Origin of the sequence: Agarivorans sp. DSG3-1, assembly GCF_046774965.1 — a bacterium.
Classification (GTDB): domain Bacteria; phylum Pseudomonadota; class Gammaproteobacteria; order Enterobacterales; family Celerinatantimonadaceae; genus Agarivorans.
This window is the reverse complement of record NZ_CP177241.1, coordinates 491,487-510,000: the sequence shown is the minus strand read 5'-3', so window position 1 is coordinate 510,000 and position 18,514 is coordinate 491,487. Positions and strand designations below refer to the sequence as shown.

The following is an 18,514-nucleotide window of genomic DNA, read 5'->3' as shown; positions in this document are numbered from 1 at the left end:
GCCGTAGGGAAACCGAGTGTTAACTGCGCGCATAGTTGCTGGGATTAGACCCGAAACCCGGTGATCTAGCCATGGGCAGGTTGAAGATTGGGTAACACCAATTGGAGGACCGAACCGACTAATGTTGAAAAATTAGCGGATGACTTGTGGCTGGGGGTGAAAGGCCAATCAAACCGGGAGATAGCTGGTTCTCCTCGAAAGCTATTTAGGTAGCGCCTCGGACGAATACTAGTGGGGGTAGAGCACTGTTAAGGCTAGGGGGTCATCCCGACTTACCAACCCTTTGCAAACTCCGAATACCACTAAGTACTATCCGGGAGACACACGGCGGGTGCTAACGTCCGTCGTGGAAAGGGAAACAACCCAGACCGTCAGCTAAGGTCCCAAAGTCATAGCTAAGTGGGAAACGATGTGGGAAGGCTTAGACAGCCAGGATGTTGGCTTAGAAGCAGCCATCATTTAAAGAAAGCGTAATAGCTCACTGGTCGAGTCGGCCTGCGCGGAAGATGTAACGGGGCTAAGCTATGCACCGAAGCTACGGATGCTTACTTTGTAAGCATGGTAGAGGAGCGTTCTGTAAGCCGTTGAAGGTGAATCGTAAGGTTTGCTGGAGGTATCAGAAGTGCGAATGTTGACATGAGTAACGATAAAGGGGGTGAAAAGCCCCCTCGCCGAAAGACCAAGGTTTCCTGTTCAATGTTAATCAGAGCAGGGTGAGTCGGCCCCTAAGGCGAGACTGAAAAGTGTAGTCGATGGGAAACAGGTTAATATTCCTGTACTTCGTATAATTGCGATGGGAGGACGGAGAAGGCTAGGCCAGCATGGTGATGGTTATCCATGTTTAAGGTTGTAGGCTGGACACTTAGGAAAATCCGGGTGTCTAAGGCTGAGAATTGATGACGAGTGTCTACGGACATGAAGTGGTTGATGCCCTGCTTCCAGGAAAAGTCTCTAAGCTTCAGATTATACGAAACCGTACCCCAAACCGACACAGGTGGTTGGGTAGAGAATACCAAGGCGCTTGAGAGAACTCGGGTGAAGGAACTAGGCAAAATGGTACCGTAACTTCGGGAGAAGGTACGCTCTTGATGGTGATGGGATTTACTCCCTAAGCTGCTGAGAGTCGCAGATACCAGTTGGCTGCAACTGTTTATTAAAAACACAGCACTGTGCTAAATCGAAAGATGACGTATACGGTGTGACGCCTGCCCGGTGCCGGAAGGTTAATTGATGTGGTTAGTCTTTGGACGAAGCTATTGATCGAAGCCCCGGTAAACGGCGGCCGTAACTATAACGGTCCTAAGGTAGCGAAATTCCTTGTCGGGTAAGTTCCGACCTGCACGAATGGCGTAATGATGGCCAAGCTGTCTCCACCCGAGACTCAGTGAAATTGAAATTGCCGTGAAGATGCGGTGTACCCGCGGCTAGACGGAAAGACCCCGTGAACCTTTACTACAGCTTGACACTGAACATTGACCCTACATGTGTAGGATAGGTGGGAGGCTTTGAAGCGTTGTCGCTAGATGATGTGGAGCCGACCTTGAAATACCACCCTTGTAGTGTTGATGTTCTAACGTTGGTCCCTTATCGGGATTGCGGACAGTGTCTGGTGGGTAGTTTGACTGGGGCGGTCTCCTCCCAAAGAGTAACGGAGGAGCACGAAGGTTGGCTAAGTACGGTCGGACATCGTACGGTTAGTGCAATGGCATAAGCCAGCTTAACTGCGAGACAGACACGTCGAGCAGGTACGAAAGTAGGTCATAGTGATCCGGTGGTTCTGTATGGAAGGGCCATCGCTCAACGGATAAAAGGTACTCCGGGGATAACAGGCTGATACCGCCCAAGAGTTCATATCGACGGCGGTGTTTGGCACCTCGATGTCGGCTCATCACATCCTGGGGCTGAAGTCGGTCCCAAGGGTATGGCTGTTCGCCATTTAAAGTGGTACGCGAGCTGGGTTTAGAACGTCGTGAGACAGTTCGGTCCCTATCTGCCGTGGGCGTTTGAGAATTGAAGGGAGCTGCTCCTAGTACGAGAGGACCGGAGTGGACGAACCGCTGGTGTTTGGGTTGTTATGCCAATAGCATTGCCCAGTAGCTACGTTCGGAACTGATAACCGCTGAAAGCATCTAAGCGGGAAGCAGGCCTTGAGATTAATTCTCACTGGGACTTTAAGTCCCCTGAAGGGCCGTTGGAGACTACAACGTTGATAGGCAAGGTGTGTAAGTGCTGTGAGGCATTGAGCTAACTTGTACTAATTACCCGTGAGGCTTAACCATACAACACCTAAGTGGTGTGTATGTTTGATGAAGATTATCTTATTTAGAAACCAAGAGTGCTTGTTAGACTCGTGGGATGTTTCAGCTTTTTCGAATGTTAAAGACAACAAGTTTTTGCCTGGTGGCAATAGCGTTGTGGACCCACCTGAACCCATGCCGAACTCAGAAGTGAAACGCAACTGCGCCGATGATAGTGTGGGGTTTCCCCATGTGAAAGTAGGTCACTGCCAGGCTCTTATTAGATGACCCCATTGTCGCAAGACAGTGGGGTTTTTTATTGGACAAAAAAAGTGGGCTACTTTCAAGTAGGGCGAAGGCCGCCAGGAAAAAGCGTGCTTTTTTAGGCCGAAGCGGAAGCAGCTATGCTGCGCCCCTGTTCCACCGCCAGGCTCTTATTACTAAGCCCGCTCAATGAGCGGGCTTTTTTATTGTCTGCGATTTATCGCTCGAGGCAATTTACTCTGTGTTTTTAAAAGAGCTTTATTCTACCCTTTCCCGCTCATCACTCTCTTGAACATACAAGGTAGACCAATGGTTTTTTTTGGCTTGCTTCTTAGCAAGGCTGGCGAGTTCACTTAACTCTTGGATACTGAGTTGAGTTGCGCTTGTCCAGCGGGTGACTCCTACAGCTAAACCGGTTAAGTGAAAAAAACGCTGCTGGCCATCGCGGTCTTTAGCGACAATTCCGCCAGCGTCTAAGTCTTTTTGGCGATAAAGCGGTTCTCGCCGAGAATCAAACTGATTGAGCAATTGCAGTACCGATGGTTGCCAGCCTTGTCGGGTAAAAATCACTATAAAGTCATCGCCACCGAGGTGCCCAATAAAATGTGCATGCCGGCATAGGTGTAATTTTATTTAGTTTAAAGGAAGGTATCTGTGGTGACTTAGTGCTGAGTTGTATAAGGCGGTTTTTAGAGGGAGATAAACTCCCTCTAGTCGTTAGCGCTAGCCTTCAATACGCACATAAGGTTTAAGTCTAGGGACACTATTAAGATTTAACTCTTGAGGAAACTGTGTCTGCCCAGCAATAAGAGCATCAACAGCCAGCTTGATTTTATCCAGCTGTACTAGTGCATTTATTTTGTGTACGAACAATTCTGGTGATAACTCGTCAGAGCTAAGTGAGTTGTTCCATTTTACATACTCTTCTAAAGCTTCTTCACCATAGTTATAGGCATGGATATAGCGGTATGAAACTCGTTGATTATCAGGGTAAACCTCTAAGGCGTGACGATACAGTACGTCAGCTTCATCATTCCTATTAAGAGCTGTTAGGGCTAGGTGATGATTATAGAATTGCTCAGTACGTGTTTGGCGGCGCATCAATTTTTCCGACCATGCTAGATAACCATGTAGCTCTTCTGGCAAGCCTAAACCAATCGCTGCTTTTAGTCTAAATACCATAGCGTTAAACTCATAACGTGTTTGAATTGGTAAGGGATTGCTTACTTTTTCTAAGTAACTTACATCTACACTGCCAGTACGTTCATAGTCCTTGATGAGCTTAATACTTTGTAAACCGGAGGCCATGAACATCACCGTGAATAATGGTATTAACACGCCGAATATTTTTGGAGCAAATTTAGCGGGGAAACCTATGACGGTGATTTTTCCAGTTTCCATAAATGTTTTAGCTAGCACTATACAAAACAAAACCCACAGTATTGATGAGTGATAAAACGGAAGCTCGGTCATGCTATGGAATAAGCTTGGTAATAGAATCGCAAAATAGAAGAGACCTTTCTGCCAACCTTTGGTAAACCAAAGGGTTAAGCAATATCCGGCTAATGTCAGCAATACTAGAATAGGAAGTATTCCGCCTTCGACCGCCCAATAAGCTAGCTCGTTATGAGGGTGAGCAACATTGAAATGATAGCCATCTATAATGTTTTGCTGGTTTAACAGAGCCTGCGCTTCATGATATACCCCATCATATCCGCCGTAACCCCAACCAAGTAAAGGTTGTTGTTTAAATAATTCCCAGCTTACTTCTAACAAGGTGATTCGGTAGGCAGTGGTAACACCACCTATGGCGTCACGTGCAACTGATTCACTTAGCATTCCCGGAATACTTGAAGCTACTACACCTAGAGCAATGCTGCATAACCATACTCTCAATTCTTTCTTTTTTGAGGTTTTATATAGATAAGGAGCTAGTAGCGGTAAGATTAAAAACAAGGAGAGGGTAGTGGTTCTTGATCCTGATAAAAAACATACCCAGGCTGCTAGAAAGCTGGTTACAGCCACTAGAGTAAGCTGGGCTTTGGTTGTTATAGTTTTTTCAGAAATTAACCATGCAGACGCTAAAGGTCCAAATAAGACAAAGGTACCTAGTACGTTGGGTTGCTGAAAAATTCCGGCCGCACGGGTGGAATTGACATTAAAGCCAACCCAATTGCCTTCAGTGAGCAGGTACATCTGAGTTAAGGCGTAAGCACTTTCTATTAAGGCTCCCGCGACAATTAGAAACAGCATTAGGTGCCAGTCTTTACGTGTTAGTTCTAACTGCATAAACGCAAAAATAAGCAAAAGGCCCGCGGATAATCCGATTAGTCTATCTAAGGCGAACTCGCCGAACTCGGCATTTGGATAAAACAACGGAATCCAGAGAAGGCCAACACCAGCGAGAAGAACAATTAAAGGTTGGTTGTATCGTAGTTGCTCTGCAGCACTAACTTTAATAAGACCAATGCCAATAAGCACTGAGGCGAACATCCATACTACTAAGTTAAATGGAAGCGCGAGGCCGGTACCACCCTGGTTATGTTGGAAGTAATGCATACCAACAAGCATCATTGCGGCAAATACATAAATAAAACAACGTTCTAGTGTCAACTTGGCTGACATATCATTTCCTTTGAAAAATGCGAGCATCAAGTGCCCTTTCAATCACTATTTGTTTAACATTGGCTTTAAGAAGCGAGCAGTATGAGAGCGCTGTTCTTTTATAATATCTTCTGGTGTTCCAGCTATCAGAATTTCTCCTCCGCCTTTACCGCCTTCAGGGCCAAGATCTACCACCCAGTCTGCGGTTTTAACCACATCTAAGTTGTGTTCAATTACTACAATGGTGTTTCCGTGGTCGCGTAAGCGGTGAATCACTTCTAATAGCAATTCAATATCGTGGAAGTGCAAGCCAGTGGTTGGCTCATCTAATATATACAAGGTTTGGCCGGTGTCTCGCTTGCTGAGCTCTCGTGCCAGTTTTACACGTTGAGCCTCACCGCCGGATAAGGTAGTAGCAGATTGCCCTAGCTTTATGTACGTTAAACCAACATCAATCAGTGTTTGTAATTTCCTAGCAATGGCTGGTACAGCATCAAAGAATGGGCGGGCTTCTTCAACAGTCATATCCAAGATTTGGTGAATACTTTTACCTTTGTATTTTATCTCTAGTGTTTCGCGGTTGTAGCGTTTGCTTTTACAGACATCACAGGGCACATAAACGTCGGGTAGGAAGTGCATTTCAACTTTTATAACGCCGTCACCTTGGCACGCTTCACAGCGACCGCCTTTTACGTTAAAGCTAAATCGACCAGGTTTGTAGCCGCGAGAACGAGATTCTTGAGTCGCAGCAAATAACTCGCGAATGGGTGTGAAAATACCTGTGTAAGTTGCTGGGTTAGAACGCGGTGTTCGGCCAATCGGGCTCTGGTCGATGTCTACTACTTTGTCGAGCTTGTCTAGGCCCTCTACAGCTTTGTGTGGAGCGATATCTTCACCGGCGGCACCGTTTAGCTCTTTCTGGGCAATTTTATATAAGGTGTCATTAATTAAGGTAGATTTTCCGCTGCCCGATACGCCTGTAACACAGGTTAACAAGCCTAGTGGAATCGCTAGATCAACTTCTTTGAGGTTATTGCCACTTGCGCCAAGCACCTTTAACCAGTCTTTACCTACAGGATGTCGTTTTGCGGGAACATCTATTGCCTTAACGCCCGACAAATACTGCCCGGTGAGTGAATCGGAAGTGTCTATTACTTGTTGATAAGTACCTTGAGCAACAATTTCGCCACCATGCACACCTGCTCCAGGACCAATATCAACAATATAATCGGCGGCGCGAATAGCGTCTTCATCGTGCTCAACCACTATTACAGTATTGCCCAAATCTCGTAGATGATTGAGGGTAGCGAGTAATCTTTCGTTATCACGCTGGTGTAAACCAATCGAAGGTTCATCAAGTACGTACATTACGCCAACAAGGCCCGCTCCAATTTGGCTGGCAAGTCGAATGCGCTGAGCTTCACCGCCTGATAAAGTATCTGCGCTGCGATCTAATGAAAGGTAATCTAGGCCAACGTTAATTAAGAAGTTTAAGCGTTCACAGATTTCCTTGAGAATTTTGTCGGCAATTTGTGCGCGTTGTCCGGTCAGGCTGAGTGAGTCAAAAAACTCCATGGCTTCGCCAATGGATTTACAGCTGACTTCTGGCAGGTTGGTAGTGCCAATAAACACATTTCTGGCTTCTTCGCGTAGGCGACTACCGTTACAGCTTGGACAGTTTTGATTACTAATGAACTTCGCTAGTTCTTCCCGTACGGCATTAGACTCTGTTTCTTTGTAACGGCGACGCATATTGGGGATTATCCCTTCAAAGGGATGTTTGCGCACGGTTACGTCGCCGCGATCATTCATGTACTTAAATTCAATGCTAGTACGACCTGAACCATGCAAAACGACTTTTTGGTGTTTTTCACTGAGTTCTTCAAAGGCAGTTTCTAAGTCGAACTCAAAGTGAGCTGCTAAAGATTTAAGCATTTGGTAATAGTAAAAGTTGCGTTTGTCCCAGCCGCGTATGGCTCCGCCCGACAGGCTCAAACTCGAATTTACGATGACTTTGTTATCATCAAAAAACTGATCTACACCTAAGCCATCACAGGTTTGACAAGCGCCAGCAGGGTTATTAAACGAAAAGATCCGAGGCTCTAGCTCTGTCATGCTGTAACCACATACTGGACAGGCAAAGTTGGCGGAAAATAGCTGGCGGGTATCACCACTATCCATATCCACCAAAATGGCTGTGCCTTCAGCAAGTTCTAGCGCCGTTTCGAACGACTCGGCTAAGCGTTGAGATAAGTCATCGCTAGCGCGTACTTTAAAACGGTCGATAACCACTTCAATATTATGCTTTTTATGTAGCTCGAGCTCTGGAGGATCGCTTAAGTCACAGACCTCGCCATCTATTCGTGCACGAATAAAGCCTTGAGCAGCAAGGTTTTCTAGGGTTTTTACATGTTCGCCTTTACGGTCTCGAACAATGGGCGCCAGCAACATCAGTTTGCTGTTCTCTGGCTCTTCAAACACTTTGTCTACCATTTGACTAATGGTTTGTGCAGCCAAGGGTTGATGGTGATGCGGGCAGCGTGGCTCGCCCACTCGCGCATACAATAATCTTAAGTAATCATAAATTTCAGTAATCGTACCAACAGTAGAACGCGGATTATGCGAGGTAGATTTTTGTTCAATGGAGATTGCCGGAGATAAACCTTCAATATGGTCAACATCGGGCTTTTCCATCAATGACAAAAATTGACGCGCATAAGCTGAAAGAGATTCTACATAACGGCGCTGACCTTCGGCGTAGAGGGTATCAAATGCTAGCGATGACTTCCCCGAACCAGAGAGCCCAGTAATAACAATAAGCTTGTCGCGCGGGAGGGTAAGCGAAATGTTCTTGAGGTTGTGGGTGCGTGCACCTCTAATATCGATACTGTCCATTGTTACCTGATCATTGCTGCAGTAAATCGTCCAGTATTACACATTATTTATTGAAATGCGCCGTTCTGCTGGTGTGGATGAAGTAATAGTAAGGCGGCAATCTTAAGCTGGTTTGCAGCCAAGTGCCTGTGTTAGCATTGCCGGTTCTCAATTGACGAATTTTTTATGGTTATAGCTGTGGAAGAAGGTTTAAATCCTACTGAAAAACGCGGTGCTTATTCGCTTGCGCTGTTGTTTGCTTTGCGCATGGCTGGCTTGTTTATGTTAATGCCGGTTTTGGCTGTGTATGGTCAAGAGTTAAAAGGTTTTTCGCCTCTTTGGGTTGGCTTAGCTATTGGCGCATATGGCTTAACCCAAGCTATGTTTCAAATCCCCATGGGGTGGCTATCGGACCGCATTGGTAGAAAACCGGTTATCTTTTTAGGTTTGAGCATTTTTGCACTAGGCTCAGTGGTGGCCGCTATGGCTGAATCGATTCATGGCGTTGCTATTGGGCGAGCTTTGCAAGGCATGGGGGCAATTGCGAGTACGGTTATGGCACTTGCTGCAGACTTAAGCCGAGAGACCCAGCGTGCCAAGGTGATGGCGTTTATTGGGGTAAGCATTGGTTTATCTTTTGCTGCATCTTTAGTACTTGGGCCTATAGTGTCTGCACAGCTAGGTTTATCGGGGTTGTTTTGGTTAATTGCAGGCTTATCGTTAGCGGCTATGTTGGTGGTGCAATTTTCTGTGCCAAATGCTCACGCTAAAGCCCCTAGTGGTGAAGTGAGTGCTAACACTACGCAAATGTTCAAACTACTCAAACACCCTCAATTACTGCGTTTAGATTGGGGAGTATTTACGCTACACCTAGTATTGACTGCATTATTTGTGGTGATGCCGCTACGTTTGGTGGATGCTGGACTAGAAGCCGCAAGTCATTGGCAAGTATATTTGCCTGCAGTATTAGTGTCGTTTGTATTAATGGTTCCGTTACTTATTATTGCCGCTAAACGTAATCAACAACGTGGTTACTTTTTGTTTGCAATTAGCTTATTGCTATTGGCTAATGTTCTACTGTTAGTTGATGTACCCTCTATTTGGTTGTTAGGCGCAATTTTAGCGATATTTTTTATCGGCTTTAATTATTTAGAAGCGAGTTTACCAGCGCTTATTTCTAATTTAGCGCCTCCAGGTAATAAAGGCGCTGCTTTAGGGGTGTTTTCTACCAGTCAATTTTTAGGGGCGTTTATTGGCGGTTCTAGCGCGGGAGCCTTGTATATGGCAGCGGGTGCTTATGGAGTAAGCCTGCTTGCTATTGCTTTGCTGCTTATTTGGTTAGTTGTTAGTTTAGGAATGCGTGCGCAAAGTGGCATAAAAAGTTATTCGTTGGCGATATCATCTGCCGACCAACCAGCGAGTTTATTGGCAAAACTGCAGGTATTACCTGGGGTTGTAGAAGCGGTAGTGATTTCCAGTGACCGTACTGTCTACCTAAAAGTGAAAACAAAAGAATTTGAATTGGCTAGAGCATTGGATTTGGTGCGAGCAGCCTAGTATGATAGCGGGTCTTCCTCGCCACAACAGATAGAATATAGGAGCAATATACATGGCCACTCGGGGCATTAATAAAGTAATTTTGGTTGGTAACTTAGGACAAGATCCTGAAGTACGTTTTATGCCAAACGGCGGGGCCGTCGCCAATATTACTATTGCTACTTCAGAAAGCTGGAGAGACAAGCAAAGTGGTGAACAGAAAGAACGCACAGAATGGCACCGCGTAGTGTTGTTTGGCAAACTGGCCGAAGTGGCTGGTGAATATCTTAAAAAAGGTTCACAGGTTTATATTGAAGGCCAATTACAAACGCGTAAGTGGCAAGACCAAAATGGTCAAGACCGCTACTCAACAGAGGTAGTTGTTCAAGGCTTTAATGGCGTAATGCAAATGCTAGGTGGTCGCCAAGGCGGTGGTCAAGGTCAAAGCATGGGTGGAGCGCCACAGCAGCAAAATAACTGGGGTGGCCAACAGCAAGCAGCTCCACAGGCTGCTCCTACCGCACAACAAGGTGGTTTCCAGCAGCAAGCGCCGCAACAACAGGCTGCGCCTCAGCAAGGTGGCTATCAGCAACAAGCTAAGCCTGCTGCTCCGCAGCAAGCGCCTCAACAAGCTGCACCACAGTTTAACGAGCCGCCAATGGATTTTGACGACGATATCCCCTTTTAGGCTGCTAAGAGCTAAAAATAAAAAGCCTCAAGAAATTGAGGCTTTTTAGTATCTATAGCTTATTTAGCTGTACTCGCTATTTAAGTGAATTGATTAACTGCTTTAGGTAAGTGACTGGAATGGCATAACTAATAGCACTAGGGTCAGCTAGCACTGCCTCTTTAGTCGTTTTCACAAACACCTTGTTAATGATAGCGATTACTGCACCCGTTTCAGGGTGATATAAAGGGCTGCCGCTGTTACCCGGGTAGGCGGTAGCGTCTAATTGATAGATGTTATACGGCGATTTAAGTCTTTTAAGTTGTGCTAAGTTTAGCTCGCTGGCATTTCGGGCGGGTATCACCACTGGCGTTATACTCGAAATAATACCGCGGTGAGTAACGGGGTAAAGTCCCAATACCGCACCAATAGGAAACCCAGTGAAGGCATACAGTTCTCCTTCGCGTACCTTTTTATTAGACAGGCTCATCGCTTTTAGGGCTTTACCTTCAATTTTTAGCAGCGCTAAATCATGTTTCTGATTGCTTGCCACCAAACTGGCTATTCGTATTTCCGGCGAGCGACCTTGCCCAACAAACACTACGAGTTTTTCGTTCTGCTGTTGATTTAGGCTTTTGGGAATGACGTGGGCATTAGTAGCAATTAAATGAGGCCCAACCACAAACCCTGTTCCTCTAAGATTTGCACGAGGTGAGTTAAGCTTGTTGTAGGTGCCAACGCCAACTACAGAAGGTTTAATTCTTTCTATAGTGTCAGCAAGATCGCTTAACGCGCCAGCGCTAAACATCGATAAAAATGAAGCGATGGCAATAATGAAGGCGAGTTTCATACTATATTCTTCCTTGAGAGACTATTTCATCTTAATTTTTACTCGGTACTAGAGCAAGTTAGTATAAAAGCGACTAGGTTTGTGTAGTGCGTAATACTGTGAAGCGAAAAAGGCCAAATGATGATGAGTTTTAATTACGAAGATGCGTTCTCCAGAAATATTGGCTGGGTTACAGATGCAGAGCAACAGATACTGCGTGGTAAGCGTGTGGCTATGGCCGGTGCCGGGGGCGTGGGTAGTGAACACATAGTGACGTTAGCAAGGTTGGGGGTTGGCAAGTTTCATATCTCTGATTTTGATGAATATGAAGTACATAACTTTAACCGTCAGGCTGGGGCGTTTATGTCTACGGTGGGCCAAGATAAAGTTAAAGTGATGGAACAAGTTTGCTTGGATATTAATCCCGAAGCTGAAGTGAAGTCTTTCCCTGAAGGGATTTTCGAACATAATGTTGATGAATTTTTAGATGGCGTTGATGTATATGTAGATAGCTTAGATTTTTTTGCGCTATCGGCGCGTAAGTTGGTTTTTCAAAAGTGTTTGGAAAAAAATATACCGCTAGTAACCGCAGCTCCTTTAGGTATGGGCTGCGCATTTCTTTGCTTTATGCCGGGAGGAATGACCTATGAAGAATATTTTCGCTTTGAGGATGCAAGCAGTGAAAATGAGCAATACATTAAATTCTTGATTGGACTTTCGCCCGCTATGTTACAGCGACCATACTTAGTTGACCCTAGTAAAGCGGACTTCCACGCTAAAAAAGGCCCGTCGATGCCTATGGCTGTGAAAATGTGTGGGGGAATTGCCGGCACTTATGTGCTCAAAATATTATTGAATAGAGGTGAGTTAATTACTGCTCCTTACGGTTTGCACTTTGATGCCTACCGAAATCGTTTCAAAAAAACCTGGCGGCCAATGGGTAACCGCAACCCACTGCAGCGTATTGTATTTGGTGTGGCGAAAAAAATAGTATTGAGTGGGGGGGCTTAACTGTGACTTGGTGTCAGTAAGTTTTACAAAATGTTATTTATATTTGTATTAATATAGTTTAAGTTGTTGTAAGTATTTGATTTTTAATCTTGGCTTACTTATTGCTTTAAGCCCACCGTTATTTATAAACGATTTTACCAAACGGATGGGTTACATGAACAAATTGAAACATGCTTGCTTAGCAGTTAGCTTAGGATTAGCAAGTATTTCTGCTAGTGCGGAACTGATTACTGAATGGAACTACGCAAATGATGCGGGTTTTAAAGAGTGGAGTTCTCGTGCTGGCCAAGTTGGTATAGACACCGACGGTGCAACACTAGATGATTTTGATGTTCTTTTTGGTGGCGAGCTTCCTAAGAGCTTAGCGTGGGGTGACCCATATGGTGCAGTGAATCCTTTATTGAAAAAGAGTTCTCTTGTGATCGATGATGCTCAGTCTGGCCAAGTAAACACTAGCGCGCCAGGTGATGTAGCATCTTTAGATTTTGTAACAGGCACCGGCCTTACTCACGAAAACTGGGGTGTTACAGGTAATACTTTATCGTCAGCGGTTTTGTTTGATGGTTTGTTCTTGCAGCCTCTAGCACCTTTTGTAGGTCCTGCACTTCCTGCGCCAGTACTTGAATTTGATGTACTATTTGAAGAAACCTATAACACACCAACAAATAACGTGTGTAAATACGGTGATACTAAAGTAGGTGAGGCTGGTGTTAATGAAGCCGGTTGTTCAGACCTATTCACTTTAGTGTTGGATGATGGCGTTACTTTTTCTGAAGTTGGTGGAGATATCTACCTTCAAAACAGTTTCATATTACCAATCCCTGGTTTTGATGATTATGTTTATACCTTAACGACTCGCTTGCAGGGCTTAGAAGTATTAGATGGTTTAGATTGTGGGCCTGATGCTACTTGTATTGGTTTCTTGACTGAAGAAAACCAAACCAACCAACTAGAAGCCGCTTTTGCTATCTCTGCTGCAAAAGTAACAGAGCCAGGCACTTTAGCCATCTTTGGTTTGGGCTTATTAGGTTTGGCATCTGTTCGTCGTCGCGCTTAATCGCTGTTAGTGTTTAAAGCAGCTGCTGCTAGTAGCAGTAGTTGCTTGTTTTCCTTCCAATACCGCTCCTGCAATAAGAACCTGTGCCAAGCTATTTGGTTCCCCCCTTACTACAAATTACCTTTTTATCCTCAAGGCTCATCGTACATTGTTAACAGTGAACTAAACGTTAATGAATTACTCATGGTTTAGCTGGCATGCTAAAAGCCTTTGGCGAAAACGACGTTAGCCCGTAAAAGTGGCAGTGGAATTAGGGATCCCATGAGTATTTTATTCAATAAATGCTTTAGTTTTTTATGTCAGTAATTTTTACATCAACGTTTTATCAATGGGTTTTGTTTTTGTTAATGGGTTGTTTTAAAAGGGTTTTTAAAACTGGCACTTAGATTGCTATGTACAGGTTGTATCTTGAATCGTACTAACCAAATGGATGGGTGACATGAACAAATTAAAACTAACATGCTTGGCAGCTAGCTTAAGTTTTGCAAGCGTTGCTGCAAATTCTGCTCTTATTACTGATTGGGACTATTTAAATGATGCTGGTTTTGACCAGTGGACTTCAGATGCCGGTTCTATTGACCCTACCGGAATTGATGCTTCTGGTGCTACTCGTGACGAATTTGATCCAGTTGGTTTGTTTGGTGGTGAATTACCTAAAACGCTTGAGTGGGGTGTACCTTACGGTGCTGAAAACCCAGATTTGAAGAAAAGTGCTTTAGCGATTGAAGAAGCTAAAGAAGGTACTGTTACTACTAGTGTTGTCGATGGTGTTGGTGCATTGGTATTCTCTGAAGGTACTGGTCTTGTACATGAAAACTGGGGCGTTACCGGTGATACTTTAGTTGCGGCTACTTTATTTGACGGTTTGTTCCTAGCGCCTACAGCGCCAGTTGCTTTCCCACTAGCGCCAGCACCAGTACTACAATTTGGTGTTATCTTTGAAGAAACCTATAACACTCCTACGAACAACATCTGTAAGTACGAACCTACCCAACTAGTTGGTGCAGTAGGTATTAACCAAGAAGGTTGTTCAGACTTATTCACTTTAGTACTAGGCCCGGATGTTACCTACACTGAAGTTGGTGATGATATCTACCTTCAAAACAGCTTTGTATTGCCAATCCCTGGCTACGATGACTACGTATACACGCTTACTACTCGCCTTCAAGGTTTAGATGTATTGGGTGATATTGATTGTGGTCCAAATGCTACTTGTATCGGCTTCCTAACAGAAGAAGATAAAACCAATGAATTAAAAGCTGGTTTCGCTATCTCTGCTGCTCAAGTAACAGAGCCAGGCACTTTAGCTATCTTTGGTCTAGGCTTGTTAGGTTTGGCGTCAGTTCGTCGCCGTGCATAATGCTTATTTAAAAGTCGCTAACTATTAGCATTGAATACCCAAAGCGCAGCCTAGTTCTGCGCTTTGTTTTTTCAAGCCTACTTTATTTCAATTCATTATTTTTCTAAGGCTTAAGTGTTGTAAATAGATAATTAAACAGCTTAGAGAGCCCGTTATGATCCGTAACAAATATGTGAAAAAACTATCCACTGTGCCGGTTTTGGGGGCAGCTGTAAGAGGTGGGATTTCGATGTTGGTGAAGCGTGAAGCTAAACTCATCGCCGAACATTTTGCTGAGTTCCTCCGCCCCGTTGTTGCCTTTAAACCAGATATAGTTAACGAAGCTTTTAAAATTCGTCACGACGTATATTGCGAAGAGCTCAATTTTGAGCCCGTTCGTGATGACGGTATGGAACAAGATGAGTTTGACGATTACTCCCGCTTTTGCCTCATTGAACACAAACCTAGTTCTAACTTCGCCGGTTGTGTGCGAATAGTTTCTCCAACGAGTAAAAGTGAATTGTTACCGATTGAAAAATTTTGTTCTGAAGCGATTAAAAACGCTAAGGTTCATCCCTCCCAGTTTGACCGAAGCGAGATTTGTGAAATTTCTCGTTTGGCTGTTCGCCCTCAATTTCGCCGTCGTAAGGCTGATAATTTTGAGGGTGCCGCTTCTGGTGCTATTAACGAGCAAACCTATTCTGAGGAAGAGTTACGTTGCTTTCCTTTTTTAGCAATTGGTTTGTATTTGTCCATTGCAGCTCTAGCTGTGCGAGCTGGCACTCACCATGCCTTTGTTATGATGGAGCCTCGATTAGCTCGCAGTATGAGCTTCTTGGGTATTAAGTTTGAGCAATTAGGCCCAGCTGTTGATTACCATGGCCTACGTGCGCCTTACTACATTAGCACTGGCATGTTAACTCGCAGCTTACCTGTTGGTTTTCAGGTATTAATGAATAACATTGATAAAGAAGTAGAGAAAGGGTGTTTGGCTGCACGAAACAATGATGACAATGACGAGTACATCAAGAGAATGTATTCATCGTCTTTTTTTGAACAAAAAAAATCTCCCAACATTTCCATGCGGGAGAATTTTAATTGGTCTGAGTCTAGCGGCCTTTATCTTCCGCGCTAGCCGCACTTAGCAGCTACTTATTCCTACTTTATTTTAGCTGAGCTTCTAGTTCAGCTTTTTTATCTGTAAGTTCAGGTTCTAGGTTCCTGAGGTTATCCAGTACACCTTTCGCTTTCTTTGTCTGTTGGTCTGCAATGAGTGCTTCTACGTAGTGAAGCGCTATCTCGTTACTGGCTTGCTGTTGATAGCTTTGTTTAAGTGCAACAGTGGCTTGTTGAACTTTGCCCGCTTTTAGCAACATGTAACCGTAGGTATCGGTAACTTGTGGAATGTCGGGCTTTAGAGTGTGGGCTTTTTCAGCATACAGTAAAGCTTCAACAGGTTTGCCCATTTCATGATAAACCCAAGCCAAGTTATTTAATGCAATAACGTTCTCAGGTTCTTTTTCAATAATGACGTGATATTGAGCTAACGCTTCGTTTGGCTCAGCTTGCATTTGTAGCTCCGCTAGCTGAAGTTGTAGCGGTTGAGCTGCTTCTTTATGTTGCTCCATAGCTGACTTTATAAAGCTAATTGCCTGATCGATGTTTCCTGCATTTTTATAGGATTTAATCAAAAGGTTAGCGGTTTGAGTGCTAGGGTATTTTTTATAAAGTGCATCGAATGTTTCGATTGCTGCTGGCCAGTTTTCTTGTACTAAGTAGATGTAACCTTGTTGTTGCAAGGCTGCTGGCGTTTCAAGCTGAAAAGGTTCAAGTTGATTGAGCGCATCTTGGCTAGCGACAGCGTCTCCAGATTTTAGTTGCAGGACTGAATTTACAAAAATGATCTTTTGATTGGTTTTAAACAGCTTCATTGCTTGGGTACTAAGGCTTACCGCTTCTTTCAGTTTTCCCGCTGCTTCTAAAATATTAATGTTTTTAACGTAGGCCACTAATGACAATGGTGAGTTCTCTAACCATTCTTTAAAAGTGGCTACAGCTTTATCTTGTTGTTCAGCTTGAAGGTATAAATCACCAATTAATTGCCAAACTCTATCGTCTCTTAGCATTGGGTCGATTTTTTCGAAGGTGGCAATTGCCTGTGGAAAATCTTTTTTAAATAAGTAGTAGCGCCCTAGTTGCTCAGTCAGCAAGGTCGACTCGGGAGCAGTAGCTAGCTGTTCATCAATTAAGCTTTTTACTTCTTCAATCTTATCAATCTGCGAAGCGTGGCTCATTAAGAACTCAAAGGCTCTTAAGTTTTCAGGCTGCTCAATTTTTACCTCGTAAACTAATTGATAAGCTTTATCAATTTCACCTTTTTGTACATATACCGATGAACTAAATAGTTTAGCCGCTACATCGTTAGGCTGATCTTTGAGGATTGCTTGATAGGCGCTAAGTGCTTCGTCGTAACGCTCTTGTTGCTCTAAAATCGCGCCTTTAAATAACTTAACGCTTTGATCTGCGGGATGCTCTGCTATCCATTGGTTCAAGGCTTTAAGCACTTCTTCCGTATTGCCTTGTTGGTAGCTATAGGTTTGCAATCCTAAAAATGCCTGAGCGTGGTTAGGTTGCTCAGCGAGTACTTCATTGAGAATTTCTATACCATCGAGATCATTTTGCTTTAACTTCAGTAAACCAAGTTTAGCTTTTTCTGCTAAACCACCAGATTGAGCCGCTTTCTCAGCAATTTGAATGGCTTCCTCGGTTCTGCCTAAGCGGTTTAATTGCAAACTTACCGTGCTTAAAAAGTCGCTATCTTGTGCTGCGGCAATAGAGGGTTGGTTGAGTTGGTTAAACGCACTATCTAGCTGGCCTATTCGAAACTGAGTTGTTACATATAGTCGTTGCGCTAACGCATTGTTGGGATCTTTGTTGATCACTCTTTCTAACTGAGTGAGGGCTTGTTCATACTTTTGCAACTTATAAGCTGAAATGCCGGCCACAATTTGGGTAGCGGTGTTGTGCGAACCATTTTGTAGCGCTTTGGTTGATAGCCCAAAAGCAGCATTGAAGTCTTCTGCTTGAAAACGAATGTAAGCTTTTAACTGGTTACTTAACATATGGTTAGGCGCAACCTTAAGAATATTATCCAAATAAGGTTCAGCTTCATCAAATTGTTTGTTTTTAACCATTGCTTGGGCTAAGTACAAAGTAAATTGAACCGCTTCTGGTGCTAGTTCTACGGCTTTTTGGTAAGCCAGTACTGCGGTTGCGTTATCATCGGCTAGAGAAGCTAAATGACCTTTAAGTAACCACACATCGGTATTATTGGGGGCTTCTTCACTTAACTGATTAATGGTTTCGTTGGCACTCGCCAGTTGTTGGTCTGCTGCGGAAATACTGGCTTTCACCATTTTGGAGTAAGTGCCTTCAATGCCTAACTCTTGCGCTTGGCTTAAGGTGGTTCTCGCTTGATCAATTTGTCCGTTTCTAAATAATGCTAAAGCATGAATAGCCAGTAATTCAGTTTCTGTTTCTAGTTTGAAAGGACGGTTATCTGTCAGCAGGCTACCTATTTCATCGGGTTGACCTTGATTTAGGTAAGTTCTGGCCAAAAGCGGAATGACTTGCTCTTTCTCTGCATTGAGTTCTAAAGCGCGATTTAGTTCTTTTTCGGCAGCTAAATAGTTGCCGCGTTCTAAATATATTTCGCCAAGCGTTAAGCGAGCTTGAGCCAAGGCAGCATCTTTTTTAATGGCATTTTTTAATTCGATGATAGCGGCGTTTTGATTGTTCTCAGCTAGATAGCCAGACGCCTTAGATAAATGCTGTTCTGCAGAATCCCCACCGCACGCAGTTAATGCCATGGTTAAGGCTGTGGCAGCCAGAATTTTCTTCATTCCAAACCTATGATTGCTCATATTATTCCCTGTTTGTTGGATTGATAAATTACGTTAAAATCATACAGCTTAATTAAGCTTATGTCCTACTTTGTGGGGTGATTTGTTGCTATCTGAAGGAAGGCTCTTACTTTCTGTTTCAATATGCGGTTTAATTAGCATTAGAAAACTGTTTTTCAAATTAAATGGATGTA

General features: G+C 44.0%; 11 protein-coding genes and 2 rRNA genes (1 of these 13 running past the window's edge). 8 read left to right on the top strand and 5 right to left on the bottom strand.

Annotation, left to right across the window (positions count from 1 at the left end; translation table 11 throughout):
* Together ACLD71_RS02430 and rrf are read left to right on the top strand one after the other, a co-directional pair.
* Positions 1-2,279: ribosomal RNA gene (locus ACLD71_RS02430) — 23S ribosomal RNA — on the top strand (it extends 610 nt beyond the left edge of the window).
* A gap of 117 nt (positions 2,280-2,396) precedes the next feature.
* Positions 2,397-2,512, top strand: a 5S ribosomal RNA gene (gene rrf / locus ACLD71_RS02425).
* A 247-nt stretch (positions 2,513-2,759) separates the two neighbouring features.
* On the opposite strand, the gene ACLD71_RS02420 is transcribed toward rrf, so the two are convergent.
* The 3 genes from ACLD71_RS02420 to uvrA form a co-directional block, all read right to left on the bottom strand.
* On the bottom strand, positions 2,760-3,071 hold the full coding sequence (locus tag ACLD71_RS02420; RefSeq protein ID WP_411992806.1) for a hypothetical protein: 312 nt from the start codon (positions 3,069-3,071) through the stop codon (positions 2,760-2,762).
* A 153-nt stretch (positions 3,072-3,224) separates the two neighbouring features.
* A complete protein-coding gene (locus ACLD71_RS02415) occupies positions 3,225-5,126 on the bottom strand; it encodes a Wzy polymerase domain-containing protein (protein WP_411992804.1) in 1,902 nt (633 codons plus the stop codon).
* A gap of 45 nt (positions 5,127-5,171) precedes the next feature.
* On the bottom strand, positions 5,172-8,000 hold the full coding sequence (gene uvrA / locus ACLD71_RS02410) for an excinuclease ABC subunit UvrA (protein ID WP_411992802.1): 2,829 nt from the start codon (positions 7,998-8,000) through the stop codon (positions 5,172-5,174).
* A 165-nt stretch (positions 8,001-8,165) separates the two neighbouring features.
* On the opposite strand from uvrA, the gene ACLD71_RS02405 reads away from it, so the two are divergent.
* Together ACLD71_RS02405 and ACLD71_RS02400 are read left to right on the top strand one after the other, a co-directional pair.
* Positions 8,166-9,536, top strand: a complete 1,371-nt coding sequence (locus ACLD71_RS02405; RefSeq protein ID WP_411992800.1) for an MFS transporter — start codon at positions 8,166-8,168, stop codon at positions 9,534-9,536.
* A gap of 52 nt (positions 9,537-9,588) precedes the next feature.
* Positions 9,589-10,203, top strand: a complete 615-nt coding sequence (locus ACLD71_RS02400) for a single-stranded DNA-binding protein (RefSeq protein WP_137675451.1) — start codon at positions 9,589-9,591, stop codon at positions 10,201-10,203.
* A gap of 76 nt (positions 10,204-10,279) precedes the next feature.
* Here the strand turns inward: ACLD71_RS02400 and ACLD71_RS02395 are convergent, their stop codons facing one another.
* Positions 10,280-11,032: a S1 family peptidase gene (locus ACLD71_RS02395; RefSeq protein ID WP_411992798.1), complete on the bottom strand. Its 753-nt coding sequence runs from the start codon at positions 11,030-11,032 to the stop codon at positions 10,280-10,282.
* Positions 11,033-11,152: 120 nt separating this feature from the next.
* Here ACLD71_RS02395 and ACLD71_RS02390 point away from each other — a divergent pair, with 120 nt between their 5' ends.
* The 4 genes from ACLD71_RS02390 to ACLD71_RS02375 all read left to right on the top strand — a co-directional run bounded on the left by ACLD71_RS02390 (position 11,153) and on the right by ACLD71_RS02375 (position 15,553).
* Complete coding sequence (locus ACLD71_RS02390; protein ID WP_137674044.1) at positions 11,153-12,022, top strand: ThiF family adenylyltransferase; 870 nt, start codon at positions 11,153-11,155, stop codon at positions 12,020-12,022.
* A 154-nt stretch (positions 12,023-12,176) separates the two neighbouring features.
* Entirely contained in the window at positions 12,177-13,079 is a 903-nt protein-coding gene (locus ACLD71_RS02385) for a THxN family PEP-CTERM protein (RefSeq protein WP_411992796.1), read from the top strand.
* A gap of 439 nt (positions 13,080-13,518) precedes the next feature.
* Entirely contained in the window at positions 13,519-14,439 is a 921-nt protein-coding gene (locus ACLD71_RS02380; protein WP_137673913.1) for a THxN family PEP-CTERM protein, read from the top strand.
* 154 nt (positions 14,440-14,593) lie between these two features.
* Complete coding sequence (locus tag ACLD71_RS02375) at positions 14,594-15,553, top strand: PEP-CTERM/exosortase system-associated acyltransferase (protein WP_137673914.1); 960 nt, start codon at positions 14,594-14,596, stop codon at positions 15,551-15,553.
* Between the two features lie 28 nt (positions 15,554-15,581).
* Here ACLD71_RS02375 and prsT read toward each other — a convergent pair whose 3' ends face one another.
* Positions 15,582-18,341 (bottom strand): XrtA/PEP-CTERM system TPR-repeat protein PrsT, encoded by a 2,760-nt coding sequence (gene prsT / locus ACLD71_RS02370; protein WP_411992793.1) that lies wholly within the window; start codon positions 18,339-18,341, stop codon positions 15,582-15,584.
* Positions 18,342-18,514: the final 173 nt, after the last annotated feature.